At 33.6% G+C, this 23,349-nt stretch carries 16 protein-coding genes; all 16 read right to left on the bottom strand.

The window, feature by feature from the left end; translation table 11 throughout:
* Nucleotides 1–2 precede the first annotated feature (2 nt).
* Entirely contained in the window at nucleotides 3–1,991 is a 1,989-nt protein-coding gene (locus DMA14_RS12950) for a DUF3857 domain-containing protein (RefSeq protein WP_111425070.1), read from the bottom strand.
* Nucleotides 1,992–1,994: 3 nt separating this feature from the next.
* On the bottom strand, nucleotides 1,995–4,010 hold the full coding sequence (locus DMA14_RS12955) for a DUF3857 domain-containing protein (RefSeq protein ID WP_111425071.1): 2,016 nt from the start codon (nucleotides 4,008–4,010) through the stop codon (nucleotides 1,995–1,997).
* Nucleotides 4,011–4,040: 30 nt separating this feature from the next.
* On the bottom strand, nucleotides 4,041–5,948 hold the full coding sequence (locus tag DMA14_RS12960; RefSeq protein WP_111425072.1) for a DUF3857 domain-containing protein: 1,908 nt from the start codon (nucleotides 5,946–5,948) through the stop codon (nucleotides 4,041–4,043).
* A gap of 64 nt (nucleotides 5,949–6,012) precedes the next feature.
* Nucleotides 6,013–6,465 carry a D-aminoacyl-tRNA deacylase gene (gene dtd / locus DMA14_RS12965; RefSeq protein ID WP_111425073.1) on the bottom strand — a complete coding sequence of 151 codons (453 nt, stop codon included), beginning with the start codon at nucleotides 6,463–6,465 and terminating at the stop codon, nucleotides 6,013–6,015.
* Nucleotides 6,466–6,557: 92 nt separating this feature from the next.
* Nucleotides 6,558–7,535, bottom strand: coding sequence for a ribosome small subunit-dependent GTPase A (rsgA, locus tag DMA14_RS12970; protein WP_111425074.1), 978 nt, complete (start codon nucleotides 7,533–7,535; stop codon nucleotides 6,558–6,560).
* Nucleotides 7,536–7,675: 140 nt separating this feature from the next.
* Nucleotides 7,676–11,071 (bottom strand): VIT domain-containing protein, encoded by a 3,396-nt coding sequence (locus DMA14_RS12975; RefSeq protein WP_111425075.1) that lies wholly within the window; start codon nucleotides 11,069–11,071, stop codon nucleotides 7,676–7,678.
* 219 nt (nucleotides 11,072–11,290) lie between these two features.
* Nucleotides 11,291–12,373 carry a bifunctional 3-deoxy-7-phosphoheptulonate synthase/chorismate mutase type II gene (locus DMA14_RS12980; RefSeq protein ID WP_026728420.1) on the bottom strand — a complete coding sequence of 361 codons (1,083 nt, stop codon included), beginning with the start codon at nucleotides 12,371–12,373 and terminating at the stop codon, nucleotides 11,291–11,293.
* Between the two features lie 12 nt (nucleotides 12,374–12,385).
* Nucleotides 12,386–13,243 carry a prephenate dehydrogenase gene (locus tag DMA14_RS12985; RefSeq protein ID WP_111425438.1) on the bottom strand — a complete coding sequence of 286 codons (858 nt, stop codon included), beginning with the start codon at nucleotides 13,241–13,243 and terminating at the stop codon, nucleotides 12,386–12,388.
* Nucleotides 13,244–13,497: 254 nt separating this feature from the next.
* Complete coding sequence (locus tag DMA14_RS12990) at nucleotides 13,498–14,643, bottom strand: pyridoxal phosphate-dependent aminotransferase (protein WP_111425076.1); 1,146 nt, start codon at nucleotides 14,641–14,643, stop codon at nucleotides 13,498–13,500.
* Between the two features lie 83 nt (nucleotides 14,644–14,726).
* Nucleotides 14,727–15,566 carry a prephenate dehydratase gene (locus DMA14_RS12995; RefSeq protein WP_111425077.1) on the bottom strand — a complete coding sequence of 280 codons (840 nt, stop codon included), beginning with the start codon at nucleotides 15,564–15,566 and terminating at the stop codon, nucleotides 14,727–14,729.
* A 536-nt stretch (nucleotides 15,567–16,102) separates the two neighbouring features.
* Nucleotides 16,103–17,272: a DUF1501 domain-containing protein gene (locus tag DMA14_RS13000; RefSeq protein ID WP_111425078.1), complete on the bottom strand. Its 1,170-nt coding sequence runs from the start codon at nucleotides 17,270–17,272 to the stop codon at nucleotides 16,103–16,105.
* 12 nt (nucleotides 17,273–17,284) lie between these two features.
* Complete coding sequence (locus DMA14_RS13005) at nucleotides 17,285–18,682, bottom strand: DUF1800 domain-containing protein (protein WP_111425079.1); 1,398 nt, start codon at nucleotides 18,680–18,682, stop codon at nucleotides 17,285–17,287.
* A 272-nt stretch (nucleotides 18,683–18,954) separates the two neighbouring features.
* Complete coding sequence (locus DMA14_RS13010; protein ID WP_111425080.1) at nucleotides 18,955–19,209, bottom strand: hypothetical protein; 255 nt, start codon at nucleotides 19,207–19,209, stop codon at nucleotides 18,955–18,957.
* A 7-nt stretch (nucleotides 19,210–19,216) separates the two neighbouring features.
* Nucleotides 19,217–19,594, bottom strand: a complete 378-nt coding sequence (locus DMA14_RS13015) for a hypothetical protein (protein WP_157957706.1) — start codon at nucleotides 19,592–19,594, stop codon at nucleotides 19,217–19,219.
* Nucleotides 19,595–19,713: 119 nt separating this feature from the next.
* Nucleotides 19,714–22,107: a ribonucleoside-diphosphate reductase subunit alpha gene (locus DMA14_RS13020; protein ID WP_111425082.1), complete on the bottom strand. Its 2,394-nt coding sequence runs from the start codon at nucleotides 22,105–22,107 to the stop codon at nucleotides 19,714–19,716.
* A gap of 264 nt (nucleotides 22,108–22,371) precedes the next feature.
* A complete protein-coding gene (locus tag DMA14_RS13025; RefSeq protein WP_111425083.1) occupies nucleotides 22,372–23,349 on the bottom strand; it encodes a ribonucleotide-diphosphate reductase subunit beta in 978 nt (325 codons plus the stop codon).

Consider the following 23,349-nt stretch of genomic DNA (forward strand, 5'->3'; position numbering starts at 1 on the left):
TTCTATATCTTTTTAAGAATTATTTTTTCATTTTGGCTTGCGATCATCTTTTGAAAAAACTCTTTTATCATTCCGTAATCCGCTGCTGCAAAAATACTATTGTTGATTTCTTTTTGGCTTACAATTTGAATTTTGTTTTCTGTAACTGAAAAATTTAAGATAAAGGACATCTGTTTATCTTCTGACATTATCTTTACTGGTTTTGGAATAGATTCTACAGCATAGCCTTCTGGAATCTGAATACTAAAATTGTACTTTTCCATGTTTTTATATCCGAAATAAACTGGCATTTGTCTTTTTTCTTGATTGAAAGGATTTTTACTTCGCGTAAAAAACAATAGTGGATTGACAAAAATCTTACCCTGGATAATATCCGAACGACTGCCTGAAGCAAAAGAAAAAGTTTCAATAACAGACTGATCTAAATTTGATTTCTGATTCTCTATTTTATAATTTGAAATCTCTACATCTCCCAAATTATTTTCAAATTTTTCTAAATAAGCGTCTTCAGTTTTAGTTTTGTTTTCTTCTCTAAAACTATATGCATCATATTCTGTTCGCTGAACTCTACCCTGCCCGTTCATTTTTCCATCAGGGTCAATTTTGACTACAAGGCTGTAAATCTCTTTCGACTGTATTGCAGGATCTAATTCAATTTCTTGCGAATTTCCATCTTTCGTAATTAGCCTCCCTTTCCAATTTAAAACATTTAATGGCAAAATGTTAGGAGCTGTAAGCTTACGAGTTGCATCCAAAAGAATTCTTTTACCATCAATTTCGGCTGCCGCTATAACGTAATTGAATCCTGTTCTTGTGGGATAAACCGGAAGTCCATTTTGAATTGTACTTACCAAAACAGGATTTGCTTCTATACCTGCTGCGCGAAGCATGTTTATCAAAATAAAATTTATTTCTGCAACATTTCCAGTTTGTTCTTTATAAGCTTTTTCAACTCCTTTTTCTGTGTAACAACTATTAATTTCGTTCCAATTCATTCGATTTTTGACATACGTAAAAATTAGATTCAATCTTTCTTTTTTATCCTCTACGTTAGTCAATAATGTATTCAAATCATCTGTAAATAAAGCGCCTTGATTAAGCTGTTTTCCAAAACTTTCGTCTTTAAAAATAGTTTTCGCAACACCTTCCCAAGTTAAACTGTAGTCTTTTACAGGCTGATCAGGAAGACGAACCCTTTCAAGTTCTTGCTGAATGCTTCCACGATAATTTTCAAGATTATTAATATAAGGTTCTTCTTTTAATGCTGGAACGTCTTTTCCTGTATAAAAAGTTTCAATTTGTTTATAGCTAAATGAACTTGTCTGACTGTAAGCATTATCAAAACTCTGACTACCATTTGTAAATTTAGATTCGGTTTCAAGCGGAATTCCTCCAATTAAAAGCGGTTTATAAATGTAAAACTCTGGAATCTGTGTTTTATAATAAAAATAGTTAAGAGGAATGTCAAACTGAATATCGAAATCAGGAAATTTCACAAGATTTTCTGACCTTAAAAGATATTTGTACTCAATAATAGACCCTACTTTTACATTTGGCAAAGTAATCGTCTTTTCTTTCCAATACTTATTAATCTTGGTTTTAAATTCTCCCTGATTATTTAGTTTTGTTTTTACAATGTTTCCATTCTCTAAATTGTAAGTCACTGCTTCTGAAAATTCTAAACGATCCTCATTTAAGTTTTCATACCCGATATAATAACGCACTTTCTGGTCTGCCCAACTTAAACCTTCTTTCTTATATATTTTGATTTTTACTTCACAGATATGATTAGCATAAAATCCAACGTCTTTGTTATAACCAAAATAAGTTCTTCCCTTTTTAAACAAGATAGCAGCGGGTGCGCTGCTATCTTTAGGGTGAACTTTCTCATTCAATTCTGCGATTGTTACTTTGCCCAATTCATAATTTTGAGCTTGAATTGTTATTGTACTCCAAAAAAAGGCAATACATATTAGGAGAAATCTAGACATAATTTAAATACGTTTTAAAACGATCTTTTCAGTTTCTTTTGCAATCATTCCCTTATAATACTCTTTTAGCATATCGTACTTTTCGGCAGAAACAATCGCTTCATTAATCTGATGCAAAATAACCAATTGTAAAGTATCTCCATTCGCTACGATATTAAATTTAAAAGCGCCAAGGTTATCTTCCATAGTCATTGCCGCAGGAGCTGGTAATGTTTCAACTGTAAATCCTTCTGGAATTTTAATTGTAATATTATACTTATCAGCAAAAGGATAACTAAAATCAACTGGATATTCTCGTACTTCCTGCTTGAAAGGGTTTTTATCGTTCGTAAAAAATAGCATCGGATTTACGTATATTTTATCGCCAATCAACTCACATAAATTATTTCCTGTAAAAGAATACGTTTCTATAATAGGAAGAAGTATATCTTTTTCATTTGTTTTTGAGTACTCGCTAATTTCTATTTTATTATTTTGGTTTTCTAGCTTTTCTAAATACTCTTCTTCTTTTAAGCTTTCAATATTACTTCGTGTAATCATTGCATTGTAATCCATGCATTGTCTTCTTGTTTTTCCAGTAATTTTTCCAGTACTATCAATACTATAATTCATAAAAACATTATCAGCAGAAGTTTTTTCTGGCATCAGATTAATTTCTTCTGATGATCCGTCTTTTCTAATCAATCTTCCTGACCAATTTAAAACTCTTAACGGTAAAACATTTGGAATCGAAAATTTTTCTGAAGCATCTAGTAAAATATTTCCGTTCGGAGTTTCGACAGCAGCAATTACATAATTAAATGCCGTTCTGTTTGGAAACAGAGCAATTCCGTTGGAACGCGTACTAACTAAAACTGGATTTGCAGTTAAACCAGAATAACGCAGCATTGCTGTAAGCATCAAATTTATATCGGCAATATTTCCTGTTTTTTCCTTGTATGCTTTTTTAACACCATTATCACAGCTATAACCTGTATAATTGTTCCATTTTACGTTTGATTTTACATGATTAAAAATAACCCATATCTTTTCTTCTGGAGTTTTAGTATCTGCAAGCAGCTTTTTCACATCCTCTTCAAAATATCCCGTTTTATTTAATTCAGGGCCAAAATCGTCATATTCATAAATTGTTTTTACAACAGAATTCCAATCTGAAGAATATTCTTTCATTGAAGAATTTGGAAACTTTGTCAATGATAACTCATGAGAAACCGCTGACATATAGTTTTCTATATTATTTACATAAGACTCATCTTTCATTGCCGGTAAATCTACAGCAGTAAAAATGGTTTGATTCTCTATGTAATCATGTTTCTCTGTTGAAAAAGAAGTAGGTGCAGAACCAGGCCCAAAGTTTCTTTCTTTAACATTAAAAGTTATAGATTTTGGATTTTTTAATGTAGTTACTTTTGGAAAAATATATCCTTTTTGTCTTGAATTAAAAACATAATATTCAGGAATAAAAGTTGAGAATTCTGAATAATTAACAGGAATACTAGATTGAAAAGACCATTCTCTAATCATTCTATCACTAGGACATTTTATAGTGTATCGAAACTCTATTACAGACCCTTCTTTTACATTTGGCATTGTCATTTTCTTCTGACCTCTAAACTTATTCAAGACTTCATCAAAAACCCCATCGCTCTTTAGCTTTGTTTTCTCAATTTTACCATTCACTAAATTATATGTAACGGCATCATTAAAAAAAACTTTTTCTTTTAAATTAGTAGTATTGTAATACCATATTTCCTGATTAGCCCAATCGTATCCTTCTTTTTTATAAATTTTAATTCTAGTTTCCACATCAGTTAATGTGACAAAACCATCATTAGGATCATATTCAACTCTTGCGGTCCCTCTTTTATACAAAATCGCTGCTGCAGCTGTAGAGTCTTTCGGATGCACTTTTTGTTCTAATTCTGCAATGGATACTTTTCCTAATTTAAATTCCTGCGACATCGCTTTCGAAGCGATCAGTAAAATCACAGTTAGACTAAATAACTTAATAATTTTCATTGGTAATTTTTGATTTGCTTGGTTTACTTGTTAGTTTTTGGTCAATATTATTTTAGCGTTATCGTTTCGAGAAACTTGTTCCATAAACAAGCGATACTCATCGTATTCTTTGTTCGAATATTTTCCTTTATTCAAAAACATTGATCTTTTATAAGTCAATTTATTATTATCTTTTTTAATAATTTCTGTTTTGTACTCACCAAATTTTCCTTTTAACTCGTAGTTTGAAGGAAGAAATTCGATGTTATAACCTTCTGGAAGATTTATCTCGATTTCATCTGTATCTAAATAGCCACGCTGAATTTGAAATGGATTTTTACGGTTTCGAATTCTTTTTAAATTTCCTGTATACTGATTAAAAGCATCAACTACAAAGATCATTTTATTACCCGTCAGCGCTCCATAATTTGCAGCACTTAACTGAACGTCTTCAGTAAAACGAACATTTTCTTTATCGTTGGTAAAAGTTATTTTACCCAATTTCAAATTGCTGATATTATCCCAATAATCTTTGTAATGCTCTTCTTTTTCGTTTGGTTGCATGGTCTCAACGCGTAATTTAGTAGCATACTGGCTTCCCTCAGACGCTATTTTTAATGTTCCCGAAAAATTTCCGGCTCCATCAATTGTGTAAACTCCTTTACCAGCTTGAGTATTTCCTTTGTCATCATAGATTTTTGTACGAACAATTTCTCCACCTTCTGGCTTTACAACCAAAACATCACGATCATCGGTAAAAGTTCCTTGATAACCAAATGGATCATCCTGGCTTGTGCACTCTAGCCAGATGTATTTATCTTTATTTGGAATTGCGAGAATCATGTGGTTTCCTTGCATCGATACAAAATCAGACTGAATATCTGCTTTGTAACGATCACCATATAAAATAGTATTATAGGACGGAACATCTACAACTTGCAAAAGTGCTTTTGTATAATTTGACAATGCTTTACAATCTCCGTATCCTAAACGATCAACATCATTGGCTTGCATAGGTTTCCAGCCACCAATACCAACTGCGATGTTTACATATCGGGATTTTTTCTGCACATAATCGTAAATGATTTTGGCTTTCTTGACAGGATCTTTTTCATCCCCAACAAGAGCTTTGATTTTTGTTTTGGTTTCTTCGGGCAGAATAGTTGTGCCTGTTAAGATTTTATCACCATACCATTTACCAAATGCTTCCCATGTGGTAGCATTTCCGTCAACTCCTTCCAAATGGAAATTTTCTAATCCCATCATAACTTTAGGAAAAAGATCTGAAGGAGAAGGACTAAGATCTTCTTGTTTTTGAGCAACTATATTCGTTGCTGTATAACTTAAATTGGTATCGGTATCGGCCGTTTTTTGTATATTAAAATTTTCAAATCGGAACTCTTTTTTCTTAAAGCCCAATCCTTTCGGAAAAGTAACATTCAAAATACATTTTTCTACGCTCAAGTTGTAGCCATCAATAAAATACCATTGCGGTATAAAAGCAGTATTTGAAGTTTCGGTCTCGCACGAAAAAGCAATTGTAAATGGATACGAAATTGGAGTATAATCCAAATAAAGCACGCGATTATCTGAAAAAAGAGTACTTCCGCTTACTGCACTTTGATCTCTAAAATCTTTTCTTTTTATTTTTTTGATTTCATTTCCTAAAGCATCATAAACTACGGCTTCAATATTATTTATTGACGTTGTTTTATCATAATGACTAAAGGCATCAATATCTTTTAAACCTTTTTCATTTAAAACCGAAACGACCCTTTGAATCTTGATATTCATACTTCTTTGTGAAGCAATGACTATATCCATTTGGTTTAAACGTAGAACAGCATTCCCATTTTGTTTTAAACTATCAGGAACGGCAGCTATAGGATATATATTCTTCTGGGCAGAAATATTGGCAGTAAGTAATATAAAAAATAATGTGCAAAACAGGTTTTTCATTAGTAGGTATTTTCGTCAAATATATATTATTTTCAGAAATCCTTAACAAATGTTTAATAATATTTTACTCCTTGTTTTTGCTATCCATTACAATGGTAACTGGTCCGTCATTTAGAAGACTGACTTTCATATCTGCACCAAAAATTCCGGTTTGCACTTTCTTTCCAAACTCTTTTTCTATTGCTTGAACAAAGTTCTCGTACATTGGAATGGCAAAATCTGGTTTGGCTGCTTTTATATAAGAAGGACGGTTTCCTTTTTTGGTTGATGCGTGAAGTGTAAACTGACTTACAACAATAATATCGCCGTCAATATCTTGAACCGAACAGTTCATGACATCATTTTCGTCGCCAAAGATTCTCATTTTTATGATTTTTCCAGCGAGCCAATCAATATCTTCCTGAGTATCGGCTTCTTCAATTCCAACTAATACTAATAATCCTTTTTGAATGTCTGCTGTTTTTTGGCCATCAACTGTTACTGATGCCTGGGAAACTCTTTGAATTACTACTTTCATTTATTTAAGTCTGAAAGCCGAAAGTCAAAAGTCAAAAGTCTAGTAGGTTGTAAAAAACTTTAAGACTTTTGGCTTTTGACTTTTGACTAAATTTATTTTCTCGTTTCATCACTCGCTGCACGATCTTCACCATATGTATCAGTACGATAGTGCTCATCGTCGCCTTCAAGGATTTTAAGATAACTGTTGTAGCGTGACCATGCAATTTCATCTTTTTCTAAAGCAGCTTTTATGGCACAATGCGGTTCTTCTTTGTGTAAACAGTTGTTAAACTTACATTGGTCTTTTAATCTGAAAAACTCTGGAAAATAATCGGTGATTTCTGTTGGTTCCATATCAACAATTCCGAAACCTTTAATTCCTGGAGTATCAATAATTCGGGCATCAAAAGACAAATCGTACATTTCGGCAAATGTTGTAGTGTGCTGTCCTTGTTTGCTTTGTTCCGAAATTACTGTTGTTTTTAAATGAAGACTAGGTTCCATTGCATTCACCAAAGTTGATTTTCCAACTCCAGAATGTCCAGAAAACATACTTACTTTTCCAACCATCATTTCTTTCAATTTGTCAACACCCTTATTTTCTGTCGAAGAAATTCGGAGACATTTATATCCAATTTCCTGATAAATGTGTTGCAAATAAAGCTGATCGTCTAAAGTCTGTTCTGTTAAAGTATCTATTTTATTAAAAATCAAAATAGCTTCAATTCCGTATGCTTCGGCAGTAACCAAAAAACGGTCAATGAAACTTGTAGTCGTTGGCGGATTATCAATTGTAATCAACAAGAAAACTTGATCAATATTGGAAGCAATAATATGAATCTGCTTCGATAAGTTAACCGATTTACGAACGATATAGTTTTTTCTTTCGTGGATATTATGAATCGTTCCCGTAACAGAATCAGAAGTTTCTTCCAATTCATAATCAACTATATCGCCTACAGCAATTGGATTGGTACTTTTTATACCTTTTATTCTAAATTTCCCTTTCATACGGCATTCTATAAAATCTCCTTTTTCAGATTTTACGGTGTACCAGCTTCCTGTAGATTTATAAACGGTTCCTGTCATTCTTTAATTTTAGATTTCTGATTTTAGATTTTAAATTACGTTTTAAAACCTAAAAAATAAAAGGCAAAATTACGTTTTTAGAATGGAACAACGCAATTTCGCCTTTTAAATTTGAAAGACATATCCTTAATTTGCAGACTTTACCAAACTATTTCGGCTAAAGTTTCATTTTCCTTTACCTTTCCTAACTGAATTGTTTTTAAAGTTCGAGATATTTTACCAGCTTTAGTGGTATAAATTTCAACCATAATAGTTGCTGGACCATTTTCGGTTAATTCAGTTTCTCCAAAATAGTTACTTTTAATTTGGTATTTGCCTTTTACTGCATTTCTGATCATATATTGTTCTGGACCATAACCTTCTGTAAAATCTTTAGAAAATCTTCCTCCAATTTGTGTAGAAGTGTGGCTGTAATAGCATTCTTCTCCAGTTGGTTCAATTACATGTAAATCTAAATCGACATCCATTTGGTTCCAGTTCATTATGATTCTGATATCAACTGGCATTTTAGTAATATATTTTTTGTCTAGCTTTCCTGTTTTTAATCCAGAATGCTCAGACATTAAACGATTAATATCCATTAAAACAATATCCTCAACGCCTTCATACTGTCCGCTCATTTCTCCATAATAATTTACTTCAAGTGATTTTATCAATTCATCAAACGCCTCTTGATACTTTCCTGCATCTTCAAGCGTTAAGGCATAATCTCTAAGACTTTGTGGCTCATGCTCTCTCCATTTTACAACCTGTTTTGCTGTAAACGCGGCATCATTATAATCTTTCCACTGACGTAAAGTATAAGTCAAAGTTTTATATAACTGATGATTCTCTAAACCTAAATCAGCAATGTTACTGACAATTAGCAATGCCTTTTTAATGTCGCCCTGATTGTAGAAAAAATGAGCCACATCAAAATAAAAACTCGGATTTCTTTCCTGCGCTTTTCGTAAATCAAGATACAAATCGTATTGCTTTTCTTTTGGCGCTGATGCTAGTGCTTTTAAATACAATCGATCTGGATTCCAGCTTTTTGTTTGAACAACTCCACTATTCGAAGACTTCTTTTTAGTTGTTATAATAATAACTCCATTTACTCCCCTGCTGCCATAAGTAGAAATTCTTGCAGCATCTTTTAAAACCTCTACCGTTTCGATATCATCTGATTCTAAATCGGTCACTTCACCCTCATAAAACTGACCATCAACTATAATTAAAGGTTTTTTTGAATCTCCAGCTAAATAACCTTTACTGAAAACTGAATCTTGCAAAAGATCTTTGTTTTTTGAAGTGCCTTCTGCGATCGCACCAGTAACATCAGATTTTTTTTGAGTTCCGTATCCTACAGTTATTGTGTCTTGTAATTTAGTAAAATCCGGATCTCCCTTAATTACTTCACTTCCAACTTTTTTATCTTTTATATCAATAATTTTTGGTGGATCTTCTGTAATCTCTTGCGATTTTGCTACAACTGGCGCTACAAATTTTACCTGATCAACTTTTGGCGCAGATGGCGGAGGAGGCGTATTATATACTGCATTATCTTCCACAACAACTGTTGATACTGGTGCAGCTCCAACTGGTTCATCTACTGTCAGTACTGCGTCAGGATCTCCTTTAATAGTCTCAGATGCTACTCTGCTTTCCATATTTCTAGCTCTATTTCTACCATTTGGAGGTGGCGGTGGCGGTGGAACTTGTCTATTGTACTTATACTTAGATGCTATTTTTTGTCCATTATACTTAGTATTCTTTTTCCACCAAGCATTTATATTTCCAAAGTAACTTTCAATACTTTCCCAATTATTTTTTTGCAGCGCTAATGCAGCGTCATGTTCCTGCTTTTTAATTCGATCAAATTCTTCACGCAATTCTGCTGGCGGCAAAATATCATACATAATATAATCACTAACATTTTCGAGAACAATCAATGACGTATTTTTGGTTACAATTCCGAATTTCTTCCCTAAAATCTCTATTTCATCTGCGTTTTTAGTGTATTGCAATTCAAGATTAGCAATTTTTTTCTGTGCCCAAAGTTTTTCAACATTGATACCAGTAGTATTCTGGATAGTTGCATCTAAACTTATTTTTCGCTCTAAAACAGCTTCATTATAGCCAAATAACAACGTAATTTCATTTTTCGGATTTAAAGAAATTCCCGAAAAACTAAAATTTCCTGAAACCGAAGTTCCTTCCATCGGAAATAAATCAGTTACAGTCAGATTTTCCTTTATGCCTAGAAATTTCAAATTTAAATTTGTCAATTTATCCAAAGCCGTTTCAGCATTAATCTGATTTAAATTAATGAAATTGCCCCCAGTTTTCATTGAAGAAAAATTCAGAAAAGCAAAATCCGCAGAAACTGAGGAAGTAATGGTGTAAACAGACTTTTTGGTTTTTGGCAAAAGATTTTCACTTAAAGATGATAATCCATCTGTAAAAAATAAATATTCATCTTGATTTTCAAAATTGATTTGCGAATAACGCGTTCCACCATCGTATTTTGTTTTTTCTAAAACTGATTTTAGTTCTGACCAATTTCCGTTCAAAATCACGAACTCTTTTTGTTTTTCGAAAGTATAGTTCAGAAAGTACAAAGTCACTTTTGTGTTTTTTATTTTCTGAAAATAATTTTCTAACAAATCTAATTCTTTCTTTAGATCACGATTCTGGCAACTTAAAGAATTATCCCAAATCAAACCAATTGAAGCTGGAGTTTTTTTAGCTGTTTTATTTCCTTCAATAAAAGTATTTCCGTAGAAATAATATTGACCTCCAGCATCCTGCATTACAACACTCGGAATATTTTGCTGAATCGGAATTTTAAAAACTAATTTTTCTTCAGGCTGGTAATTTTCTTTTTTAAGCGAAGCTTGAAAAGATTGATCCCATTTTGAAAACACAATTTCTTTTCCTGAATTTTCGGCAACAGTTGGCGTATTTGAAGCCCCTAAAACCGAAACATTAATTTCAAATTTATCCAACTTTTTTGGATAACGGCTCAAAAGCTGATACGACAAATTATCTTTATCCGAAGCCGAAAGTTCTTCTTCATAACCAATAACAACGATTCTTTCTCCATTTGGCATCAAAGGATAAATTCTGGTTTTAAAGTTATTCCCATCGACTTTTTCCAATAAACCTGGATCAACACGGCGATGTTCAATTGCTTCAAAGACTTGTTTCCCTTTATTTTTATTTACTGGAACAGCTTCGCGAAGTTTCCCATTAATATCAATCGCGTATCTCGAAACGGAAACATTTTCGGGAAGGGGAAAAATAAGTTCAGCTTCCATATGTCGTGTACCCGAATTAAAAAAATGCATTTCAGCTGTCGTGTAAGCAATATTGCCAACGATTTTCACATTGACTTTCAACTGACTCATTCGCACCTTCTCAGCTTCTTCCCCTTTAACGGTAAGTTCAGGACTTTGCGCAAAAGTTTTTGTGCCAATAAAGACTAGGAAGAAAAAGAATACGTTCAAATTCAGTTGAAAAATGTGTTGTACAGACGAAAACAATTTTAATTTCATGATACAAAAATTAAGGTTCATAATGTTATAGAGAACAAAAAACATTAAAAGGTTGGGAAGATAATATTTATTTTCAAAAAAAAATCTCCAAAGCCCGAAAGCAATGGAGATTTAATATAAAAAACAATCTAATTTTAAATGTGTGATATAATTAAATTCAACAACAAAGTTTTTAAAAAACCCAATTCATCTTATATCACTTATATGGTTTAAAGAAAATTATGCGTTGAAAATTTTCTCTTGGTGACCGATACTTTCTTGGTGAATAGCTTTGAACATTCTCAAAACGAATTCTTCAGTAAGGCCTTTTTTCTCACCTTCAAGAATCATTTTTCCTAAGATTTCATTCCAACGGTTGTTTTGAAGAATCGCAACGTTAGCGTCTTTTTTCACTTGACCAATTTCATCAGCCACTTTCATACGTTTTCCTAACAATTCTAATAAGTTAGCATCCAAAACGTCGATATTAGCTCTTAGTTTTTTCATTTTTTGGCTGTACTCATCTGTAGTATCATCCGTTTTTCTGATAGTCAAATCTTTGATGATTTGTTTCAAAGCATCAGGAGTAACTTGCTGTGCAGCATCAGACCAAGCGTTGTCTGGATCGATATGCGTTTCGATAATCATACCATCGTAGTTCAAATCTAAAGCTTCTTGAGTTACTTCGAAAATCATTTTACGATCTCCAGTAATGTGAGATGGATCGATGATTAATGGCAAATCAGGAAATTTATTTTGCAATTCGATAGCAATCTGCCATTCTGGAATGTTTCTGTATTTTGTTTTTTCGTAAGTAGAGAAACCTCTGTGAATAACACCTAATTTCTCAATACCTGCCATGTGTAAACGCTCAACACCACCTAACCATAAAGCTAAATCTGGGTTTACAGGGTTTTTCACCAAAACAATTTTATCAGTTCCTTTTAATGTATCAGCAATTTCTTGAACTGCGAAAGGGTTTGCAGTTGTACGTGCACCAACCCATAATACGTCGATATCGTGTTCTAAAGCTAATTTACAGTGCGCTGCAGTTGCAACTTCAGTTCCCATTAATAAACCAGTTTCAGCTTTAGCTTTTTGCAACCATTTTAATCCAATTTCACCAACACCTTCAAATCCTCCCGGACGAGTTCTTGGTTTCCAGATTCCAGCTCTGAATACGCTTACTTTTGAATCTTTCAATTCGTGAGCGATTTTCAAAACCTGATCTTCAGTTTCTGCACTACAAGGTCCAGCTATCACAAGTGGGTGATTTAAATTGAAATCTTCTAACCACTTTCTCATTTCTTTTTTATTTTCCATCGTTTTTATAGTTTACTTTTTTATAGTTATTCCGTTTAATATTTCTCTAATTTTATTTACACTTTCCATTTCTTCAAAAATGGCGTTGTAATTGTCGTCTGCCAGCAAATCTCTAAACTGAGTTAAATTTGCAATATAACCTTCTAAGGTTTCCAGAACGTATTCTTTGTTTTGTTTAAAAATGGGTGTCCACATTGCGGGTGAACTTTTTGCCAAACGAACAGTGCTTTCAAATCCACTTCCCGCCATATCAAAAATATCTTGTTCGTCTTTTTCTTTTATCATTACTGTTTTCCCGAGCATAAACGAACTAATGTGCGATAAATGCGAAACATAAGCAATGTGTTTATCGTGCGAAACAGGATCCATATATCGAATTCTCATTCCAATTGAAGTAAAAAGATTTAATGCTTTTTCCTGTAATTTAAAAGCAGTCTTTTCTACCTCACAGATAATATTTGTTTTTCCTTGAAACAAGCCTCTTATTGCTGCTGATGGACCCGAAAATTCTGTTCCTGCAATTGGGTGCGTGGCAATAAAATTTCTTCTTTTCGGATGATTAGCCACCACATCGCAGATTGGCTTTTTGGTCGATCCTACTTCAAAAACAATTGTCTTGTCTCCAACTGCATCCAAAACTTTAGGCAAAACTGTCAGCGCAACATCTACTGGAACCGAAACGATTACAAAATCTGCTTTTTGTAAATCTTCGAAGCTTCCCGCTTCGTCAATAACTCCAAGATCAATTGCTTCCTGCAAATGTTTTTCGTTATTGTCAATTCCTAAGATAGTCGCATCAGGATAACGTCCTTTGATGTCTAACACCATCGAACCACCTATTAACCCTATTCCTATTACGTATACTTTCATATTTCTTTTTATTAGAAGCTGTTTCCTGCTATCCGTTTCAATCTTTTCCGCCGAACCCCGGCGCAAAAGGATTTCCACTTCTATCAGGGCTAGGGCTTCTCGTTTTTTTCAAGACCTTTATTGTTCTCCGTCTTTTTTGTCATTTCGACGAAGGAGAAATCTTCGCAAGTAACTCGGCAACGAGATTCCAATCTTTGTCGATCTTGCAACGAAGATTTCTCCTTCGTCGAAATGACAAACTGTGGCGAAAAAATCTAAAATCTATCTATCGCTTCTTGTACTTTTTCTTCTTTTACACACAATGAGAATCTTATATACCCTTCACCGTTGCTTCCAAAAATGGTTCCCGGTGTAATGAAGATATGTTTCTCATATAATATTTCGTCAATGAACTTCTCTGCTGATTCGATTCCTTCTGGCAATTTTGCCCAAACAAAAAGTCCAACTCCTTCTTTATACACTTTACAGTTTAACTTTTCAGCTAATTTCTCCGTTAATTCTCTACGGCGTCTGTAAATTTTGTTTTGATCTTCGAACCACGATTTATCACATTTTAAAGCTGCGATTGCACCTTTTTGAATTCCGTAATACATTCCGCTGTCCATGTTGCTTTTTACTTTAAGAACCGCATCGATAATTTCAGGATTTCCCAAAACCATCCCGACTCTCCAGCCCGCCATGTTGAATGTTTTACTTAAAGAGTTCAATTCTAAAGCCACATCCTTTGCGCCTTCAACCTGCAATAAACTCATCGGATTATCATTCAAAACAAAACTATACGGATTGTCGTTGATTAATAATATGTTGTGTTTTTTAGCAAAAGCAACCAATTTTTCAAATAACGCTAAACTTCCTCGAGCTCCTGTTGGCATGTGCGGATAACCCAGCCACATAATTTTTACTTTCGAAAGATCCAGTTTTTCAAGAGCTTCAAAATCTGGTTCCCATCCGTTTTCTTCTTTCAAATCGTAATAAACCGGAACCGCCTGAACTAAATTGGTTACCGAAGTATACGTCGGATAACCCGGATTCGGAATTAAAACGTAATCGCCTTCATTTAAAAATGCTAACGAAATATGCATAATTCCTTCTTTCGAACCCATAAGAGGTAAAATCTCATTATTCGGATTCACTTCAACACCAAACTGATCACGATAAAAATCCGCCATCGCCTGTCTCATTTCTGGTAATCCCTGATAGCTTTGATAACCATGTCCGTTTTCGTCTTGAATTGCCGCAGCGACTGCTTCAATTACTGCTTTTGACGGACTCAAATCAGGGCTTCCAATTCCCATGTTGATGATCGATTTTCCTTCAGACATCAACTGACGAACTTCTCTAAGTTTTGATGAGAAGTAGTATTCTTCAACTGTGTCTAATCGTTTTGCTGTTGTAATCATTGTTTTTAATTTTTGCTATATGCTTTAAGCCTTAGGCTATATGCTTTTTCTTTTTTGACTTTAAGACTTTTGACTTTTCAACTTTATGACTCAGTCAAAGGTTTTGTGTTTTTATATTCTCCCAACACTTTAAAATATTCTGCCATTATATTTAATAACGCTTTGGCTTTTGCAAAATCTTCGTATTTCTCAAATGTTACGTCAACGAAGAATGAATATTTCCAAGGCGTTTCAATTTTTGGAAGCGACTGGATTTTTGTCAAATTCAGTTTGCAATCGCTCATTACATTCAAAACCGCTGCTAAGCTTCCTCTTTTATGATCTAATTCAAATTTTACAGAGGCTCTATTGATTTCGCTTTCTGGCAAAAATGAATTTTGCTTTTTAATGATTACGAAACGAGTCATATTGTTTTTAATCGTTTGAATCGATGATGCAATAATATCCAAATCGTACATTTCAGAAGCTGTTACACTTGCAATTGCAGCAATTCCGGTCAATTGTTTTTCCTGAATTCTTCTTGCTGTTTCAGCTGTATCTTTATCTTCAACCAATTTGATATTTGGATATTGTTTCAAAAAATCCATACACTGCAAAAGTGCCATTGGGTGAGAATGAACTTCTCTGATATCTTCAATTTTCTGACCTTTTAAAGCCATTAAATTCTGCTGAATATTTAAATAATGCTCTCCAATTATGTGCAGATTGTTCTTGTCAATCAATGCATAATTCGGGATAATCGGCCCTGCAATTGAATTTTCGATCGCCATAACGGCTTGATCAGATTTTCCGGCAATAAGGCTGTCAATCAATTCTTCAAAAGATAGACATTCATCAATATCCACATTTTCAGAGAAATACTCTTTTACAACCTGATGATGAAATGATCCTTTAATACCTTGTATCGCAATTTTCGTTGTCATATAGTCAAAAAAAAATCCTGATTTGCATCAGGATTGTATATTAGTTTTATTTGTCTTAAAATTTTTCTCAAATAACCATAGCACAATCCTCACTTCTACTAAAGAAGAAATAAAAAGAGTTGCTAAAATAAAAACGGTTACTTGCCATTTTGTTTGTGTTTTGTTTTAAATTCTCTGCGAATGTATAAATTATTTTTAGTGCACCAAAAAAAAGATTGCATTTTATGAAACAAAAAAGGATTTCTTAACAAATTTAGCAGGTTTTGTATGATAATATAAAAAAATCGGCTTAAAATGAGATATTTATAATAAGGTTCTGAGGTTCTAAGTTGCTGAGATGCTAAGTTTTTTTCGCCACGAATTCACGAATTAGCGCAAATCATTATGAATGATTAAATCCATTTGCAATATTAGTTCGCCTTTTTTGTCATTTCGAGGAACGAGAAATCTTCGCAAGCGGCTCGACAAAGATTGACGATTTTGATTGTAGAGTTACTCGTGAAGATTTCTCGTTCCTCGAAATGACAAGATTGCGATTATCCAAACAATCCTGAAACTGGTTTATTCAAAATTCCGATTTTTGAATAATCGAAGTTCATTTTTTCTTTTAATAAAGAAGCGTACACACTTCTAAAATCAATTTCGTATTTTAAATCGCCATTATCTAAGTCTGCCAGATTTGGATTTCTTCCTAAAATAGTTCCTTTATTATTTCCTCCGATTATAAACATTGGAGCTGCGGTTCCGTGATCGGTTCCGTTGCCGTTGTCTTTTACTCGTCGCCCGAATTCAGAGAAAACTACAACTGTTACATTCTGTAATAACTGTGACTGCTTTAAATCAGAATAAAAACTATATAAGGAATCGTTTAAATCAGTTAATTTCCGTTCGTGGATAGAAAGCTGATTGTCGTGTGTATCAAATCCGTTAAGAGACGTATAATACACTTTTGAATTAAGATTCCCTTTTATCAATCGCGCAATCCATTCGAGATTTTTGGATAATTCTGTTTTCGGATAACTGATTTCTGTTTTAGATTTTGCCAAAGCTTTCTGAATCTCATCTGAACCTTCGGTAACTGAGTTTGCAATTTTACGAACAAAATCTAAATGTGGATTTTTGGATAAAGTCACATCTTCTTCTTTATCTGATTTTACTTTAAATCGGTTCGGATCTTTTACTGTTATAAAATTCGGCTCCACTCCTTTTAAAGCCAAATTATCAATCGAATCTAAGTTGATTCCCGCAGTCGCCTGATGTCCGTTGCATTGCAAATCCAAAAATCTTCCGAGCCAGCCTTCATTTATATATTTATTAGAATCGGTTGCAGTCTGCCAAATTTCTTGACTTCTAAAATGGGAACGAATTGGTTCTGGATAACCCACATTCTGAATTACCGTTAAATCCCCGTTTTGTTGCATTTGAGCGAAATCTTTCAACGAAGGATGAAAAGCCATTCCTTTATTTTTACTAATCACCAAATCTTTATTTAAAGCTATTTTGGTTCTATAGTCGTAATATAAAGGATCATCGTACGGGATAAAAGTATTTAAACCATCGTTTCCACCATTCAGCTGTACAAAAACAACACATTGTTCTCCCATAACCAAATTGTTCTGAGAACCAAAAGCGTGTAAAAAATCAGGAAGTACAAGCAAGCCGCCTGTAAAAGTTCCCGTCAATGTTAGAAAATTTCTTCTATTCATGATTACTGCTTTTTAGATTAATTGATATTCGGGAAGTTTGGTGATGTAATTAAAAAGTCTGACGACAGCAAATTCAGCGTGAGGATCTTTGGGATCAAAATCGTATTTCAGAAGATTTTCCATGTCTTTTTGCATCGATTCGTTTACATCAAATAAAAGTCTATTCGATAATTCGGCAATAATGGTTTTATTGTTTCCGCTGGAATCAAAATCAATCTTCACATCATTTTTTTCGAATTCTGCTTTTGGCGACTGAATTTGCCCATCCATTGTGTTTAATATTTTTCTCGAAATTGTTCTTCCATTACAAAGTAAATCTGAGGTATTATTTCGCTGCAAATAAACCTGAGAAGTCAACCATGAATTTCCGCCATCCCAGCCTTTTACATTTACCTGATTATACAAATCCATTCCTTGCTGTCTCAAGAAAAGCGCAATCATGGCATTGTCAAAATCTTTAATTTCTAACTCATCAATAAGCTGAATAATATAAACCAATGGATCTTTGATTTTGTTTCCGGCATTTTCTTTGGCATATTCTTCTGTGAAAATTTTGGTCAGCAAAGGTTCAATTTCAAAGTTTTTCTTTCGAAAGTAATCGCCATAATGAACCACCAAATCTTCTGGCGGATTATCATAAACAAACCATTTAAGAATTTTTCGCGTGATTAAATATGGAATGTTTTTCTGTTCGAAAATAATATCGACTAAGTCATCTGCTTTCCAGTTTCCGGTTTTTCCGAAATAAATTTTATCGCTGTTATCTTCTATATTTTTTCTATAAACTGCGCCATCATCACCATAATTTAACCCCGCCAAAGCCCGTGCACCGTTCTTAATATCGCTTTCAGAATAATTCCCAATTCCGATTGTGAATAATTCCAACAATTCCCGACTTAGATTTTCGTTGAATTTGCCTTTTTTATTATCGACATTATCCAGATATTTAATCATGGCATTCGATTTTAGAATCTGCTTGGTTAATTCCTTAAAATTACCAAAAGCATTTTCGCGCAAAATCATGTTGTGCTGATAAATCCAGTAATTGACTTTTACTTTTTGGGTTGTCGACACGAAGTGATTGTGCCAGAAACAGACCATGTTTTCGCGAAGCGGAAATTCATCCGTCCGCATTTTATCAATCCACCACTTTCTGAATTCTATAGCCGAATAAATTTCTCTTTTCAGAACTTTTTTCTTAGCTACTGAATCAGCATCTTTAATGGATTGTTTTAATTCCTTTAGCTGAAGAAGTGTTTTAGGATCGTCTTCTAAAAAAGCGGGGAGTTGTTTATCAACTTTTGAAGCATAAGATTTTTTCAGAAATTTTTCAATTCCCAATTTCTCGATTTCATCGGCTTCTTTTCCTGAGAAGCCTAATCGTAAGGACCAAAGACTGCTTTTTTTCATCGTTCAGAAATTATTACAATAAGACTTGAATTTCTTTTAAAGGTTTAATTCTTTTAAAGATGCTAAGTCGCTGAGATTCTAAGGTGCTGAGTTTTGAAAAGTCTTTGGTAATAATTAGAACGGGGAATTTTTGGGGATATTGTTTCTTTAATATTAATAATCATAATCAAACATAGCCCGTGGTTTCAACCACGGGAAACGGATTGGGGCAACGCATTGTGTTCCTGTGGTTGAAACCACAGGCTATATTCAAAAAAAATCACTAAACCTTCTTAATATAAAAATTCATCTACGAATTCTTTGTTTTCATTTAGATATAAAAAATAATTAGCTGTCTTTTTTTCACCTTTAGAAAGCTCTAATTTGATTTCAATACATGGAGTTGGAATAAAATCATGGTCGATTACGATTGAAATAGATTTTGGAATAATTTCAAGAATATTCAAATCTACAAAATCAATTTTCTTCAAATATTCTTGAGCTAACTCATAATATTCGTTTTTATACTGAACAATATTTAAATCCATTCGAATATCAATATTTTACTTTTTTCCAATAATACCTCGATCTGTCAACATCATCAAATATATAAGCTATTCTTTTATCATCTACTTTAAAAAATTTCATAGGATGCCTGTTATTATCATAAAGCAATAATGTATCTCCATACACTATCCATTTGCCATATTCATCAGTAGAACTTCTTAAAACATTTTTTCTTGCCATTCTTCTAGAATTATACTTTTGAAATAAACATTTATAGGTATTATCATCTCTTAAATATAAAACACTAATATCATACGAATAACCAATTGCGGGATAAGAATCATAAGTGATTCTATAAATAACATCTCTCTTCTGAGCAAATGCAGAATTGATCAAAAAGAAAACTAAGATTAAAGCTTTATTCATAATAATTATTCTATACGTGTCTAACAACAAATAAACAAAAAAAGCAGTTATCATTACGACAACTGCTTTTCATATATCAATTTAAAAATCTAAAATCTCAGATCTAAATTCTAAAATCATTAAGACCCACACATCTCACAATCCTCAGGATCTGCTGCTTGTGCTTTTAAAAGCATCGCTTTGTAATCCTCAACGCTGATTGCTTCAGTTTCTGCAACTAAAGATGGAGCTGTTTCTTCTTTTTTATCATTGTTTAATGTGAATTTAATCGCATCTACAGCCGCTTTTGTTCTTAGGTAATACATTCCTGTTTTTAAACCAGATTGCCAAGCGTAGAAGTGCATTGACGTAAGTTTAGAATAGTTTGCATCCTGCATGAACAAGTTTAACGATTGAGATTGGTCAATGAAATATCCTCTTTGACGAGACATATCGATAATATCTTTCATCGACATTTCCCAAACTGTTTTATAAAGATCTTTCAAGTCTTGTGGAATTCTATCAATATTTTGAACAGATCCATTATGACGCATAATTTCTTGTTTCAAATCTTCGTTCCATAAACCTAGTTTTACTAAGTCTTCTAGTAAGTGTTTGTTTACTACGATGAACTCCCCAGACAATACACGACGAGTATAAATGTTTGATGTATATGGTTCGAAAGCTTCGTTGTTTCCAAGAATTTGTGAAGTCGAGGCAGTTGGCATTGGCGCTACTAACAATGAATTACGAACTCCGTGTTCCATAACTTCTTTTCTTAATGAAGCCCAGTCCCAACGACCAGATAATTCTTCATCTTTCATTCCCCACATATTGTATTGGAATTCTCCTTGAGACATTGGCGAACCTTCGAAAGTTGAATATGGCCCTTCTTCTTTTGCCATTTCCATAGAAGCGGTTACAGCAGCAAAGTATAAAGTTTCGAAAATCTCTTGGTTTAATTTTTTAGCTTCATCGCTTGTAAACGGCATACGCAACATAATGAAAGCATCTGCTAAACCTTGCACACCTAAACCTACTGGACGGTGACGCATATTAGAGTTTTCTGCTTCTTTTACTGGGTAGTAGTTTCTGTCGATTACTTTGTTCAAGTTACGAGTTACACGTTTTGTAACATTGTAAAGCGCTTGGTGATCAAATTGTCCATTATCAATAAACATTGGTAATGAGATAGAAGCCAAGTTACAAACTGCGATTTCATCTTTAGAAGTAAACTCCATAATCTCTGTACACAAGTTTGAAGAACGAATTGTTCCTAAATTCTTGTGGTTCGATTTACGGTTTGCTGCATCTTTGTACAACATATATGGCGTTCCAGTCTCGATTTGAGATTCTAGGATTTTCTCCCATAATTCACGAGCACGGATTGTTTTTCTTCCTTTTCCTTGAAATTCATAATCCGTATATAATGCTTCAAATTCATCTCCATAAACATCATATAACCCTGGACATTCGTTAGGACACATCAAAGTCCAAGTTGAATCTTCCTGAACACGTTTCATGAATAAATCTGAAGTCCACATAGCAAAGAATAAATCTCTTGCACGCATTTCTTCTTTTCCTGTATTTTTCTTTAAATCCAAGAAATCGAAAATATCAGCATGCCAAGTTTCGATGTAAATCGCAAAACTTCCTTTACGTTTTCCTCCACCTTGATCTACATAACGAGCAGTATCGTTGAAAACTCTCAACATCGGAACAATTCCGTTTGAAGTTCCATTTGTACCGCGAATGTATGATCCAGTTGCACGAACGTTATGAATAGAAAGTCCGATTCCTCCCGCTGACTGCGAGATTTTTGCTGTTTGTTTTAATGTATCGTAAATACCGTCAATACTATCATCTTGCATTGCTAAAAGGAAACAAGAAGACATTTGTGGTTTTGGAGTTCCCGCGTTGAACAACGTTGGCGTTGCGTGCGTAAAGAACTTTTTAGACATTAAGTCGTAAGTTTCAATAACCGATTTTAAATCATCTAAGTGAATACCAACAGAAACACGCATTAACATGTGCTGCGGACGTTCCACTATTTTTCCGTTTATTTTAAGAAGGTAAGAACGCTCTAAGGTTTTAAAACCAAAATAATCGTAATTAAAATCTCTTGTATAAATGATATGAGAATCTAAAAAAGCAGCGTTTTCCTGAATCACTTTGTAAACATCATCAGCAATCAATGGCGCATCTTGACCATTTCTTGGGTTTACGTAGTGATACATATCTTTCATCGTTTCTGAGAAAGATTTTTTGGTATTTGAATGCAGGTTAGAAATTGCTACACGAGCTGCCAATTGAGCATAATCAGGATGCGCAATTGTCATAGAAGCCGCCGTTTCTGCTGCAAGATTATCCAATTCAGAAGTCGAAACCCCATCATACAATCCTTCGATAACTCTCATGGCTACCTTAACTGGATCTACGAGCTCATTCAAGCCGTAACACAATTTTTTGATTCTTTCTGTAATCTTATCAAACATTACGGGCTCTCTGTGGCCATCTCTTTTTACTACATACATAAGCTTACCTTTTATAGTTATTGAAAAAATGAAAGTAACTAGAGAACGGACTCCAGCACTTAAACATTGCGTGTTTTTAAATTAATTTTTGAGAATTACCAAATTCTCAATAGTTACTCGTTTCAAATTCGAAAATCGAACTTAAATACGTCAAAAATTGTTATTGAATCTACGATTTGGGGAAAGAGACTCAACCTAAAAATATTCTGTTAATCTTTTTTCAGCATTTCTTGAGGAAGTAAATGCTAAAAGTATTTTTGTTGTCTAAAAATCTGCATCAAATGAAATTTTCTGAGCATCACTATCTGTGTTCATAACTCCAGATTTTTGATACTCTGCAACACGTTTTTCAAAGAAATTAGTTTTTCCTTGAAGAGAAATCATGTCCATGAAATCAAACGGATTCGCTGATCCATACACACGCTCGCAACCTAATTCTACTAATAATCTATCAGCAACAAATTCTAAATATTGCGTCATCAAAGTAGCATTCATACCAATTAAACTTACCGGAAGAGATTCTGTAACAAATTGTCTTTCGATATCTAAGGCATCAACAATGATTTCTTTGATTCTATCTTTTGGAACTTTGTTAACCAAGTGATGATTGTGCAAGTGAACTGCAAAATCACAGTGTACACCTTCGTCACGAGAAATCAGCTCATTAGAAAAAGTCAAACCTGGCATCAAACCACGTTTTTTCAACCAATAAATTGAACAGAAAGCTCCTGAGAAAAAGATTCCTTCAACTGCAGCAAAAGCAATAAGTCTTTCAGCAAATGAATCAGACTCGATCCATTTTAAAGCCCATTCTCCTTTTTTAGCAATAGCCGGGAAAACTTCTAAAGCATTAAACAACTCTGTTTTCTCAGCTTCATCTTTAACGTAAGTATCAATCAATAAAGAATACGTTTCACTGTGAATGTTTTCCATCATGATTTGGAAACCATAGAAAAACTTCGCTTCAGCATATTGAACTTCGTTTACAAAGTTCTCAGCCAAATTCTCATTTACGATTCCGTCAGAAGCAGCAAAGAATGCTAAAATATGTTTAATGAAATATCTTTCGTCGTCATTCAATTTATTGTTCCAATCTGTCAAATCTTGGTGCAAATCGATTTCTTCAGCAGTCCAGAAACTAGCTTCCATTTTTTTATACCATTCCCAAATATCATGATGTTTGATAGGAAAAATAACGAAACGATTTTTATTTTCTTGTAAGATTGGTTCTACTTGAGACAT

The sequence above is a fragment of the Flavobacterium sharifuzzamanii genome (assembly GCF_003254585.1).
GTDB classification, from domain to species: domain Bacteria; phylum Bacteroidota; class Bacteroidia; order Flavobacteriales; family Flavobacteriaceae; genus Flavobacterium; species Flavobacterium sharifuzzamanii.

Coding starts and splice junctions, on each gene's coding strand:
- DMA14_RS12950 (WP_111425070.1), bottom strand. CDS start 1,991: ATGTCTAGATTTCTCCTAATATGTATTGCCTTTTTTTGGAGTACAATA.
- DMA14_RS12955 (WP_111425071.1), bottom strand. CDS start 4,010: ATGAAAATTATTAAGTTATTTAGTCTAACTGTGATTTTACTGATCGCT.
- DMA14_RS12960 (WP_111425072.1), bottom strand. CDS start 5,948: ATGAAAAACCTGTTTTGCACATTATTTTTTATATTACTTACTGCCAAT.
- dtd (WP_111425073.1), bottom strand. CDS start 6,465: ATGAAAGTAGTAATTCAAAGAGTTTCCCAGGCATCAGTAACAGTTGAT.
- rsgA (WP_111425074.1), bottom strand. CDS start 7,535: ATGACAGGAACCGTTTATAAATCTACAGGAAGCTGGTACACCGTAAAA.
- DMA14_RS12975 (WP_111425075.1), bottom strand. CDS start 11,071: ATGAAATTAAAATTGTTTTCGTCTGTACAACACATTTTTCAACTGAAT.
- DMA14_RS12980 (WP_026728420.1), bottom strand. CDS start 12,373: ATGGAAAATAAAAAAGAAATGAGAAAGTGGTTAGAAGATTTCAATTTA.
- DMA14_RS12985 (WP_111425438.1), bottom strand. CDS start 13,243: ATGAAAGTATACGTAATAGGAATAGGGTTAATAGGTGGTTCGATGGTG.
- DMA14_RS12990 (WP_111425076.1), bottom strand. CDS start 14,643: ATGATTACAACAGCAAAACGATTAGACACAGTTGAAGAATACTACTTC.
- DMA14_RS12995 (WP_111425077.1), bottom strand. CDS start 15,566: ATGACAACGAAAATTGCGATACAAGGTATTAAAGGATCATTTCATCAT.
- DMA14_RS13000 (WP_111425078.1), bottom strand. CDS start 17,272: ATGAATAGAAGAAATTTTCTAACATTGACGGGAACTTTTACAGGCGGC.
- DMA14_RS13005 (WP_111425079.1), bottom strand. CDS start 18,682: ATGAAAAAAAGCAGTCTTTGGTCCTTACGATTAGGCTTCTCAGGAAAA.
- DMA14_RS13010 (WP_111425080.1), bottom strand. CDS start 19,209: ATGGATTTAAATATTGTTCAGTATAAAAACGAATATTATGAGTTAGCT.
- DMA14_RS13015 (WP_157957706.1), bottom strand. CDS start 19,594: ATGAATAAAGCTTTAATCTTAGTTTTCTTTTTGATCAATTCTGCATTT.
- DMA14_RS13020 (WP_111425082.1), bottom strand. CDS start 22,107: ATGTATGTAGTAAAAAGAGATGGCCACAGAGAGCCCGTAATGTTTGAT.
- DMA14_RS13025 (WP_111425083.1), bottom strand. CDS start 23,349: ATGTCTCAAGTAGAACCAATCTTACAAGAAAATAAAAATCGTTTCGTT.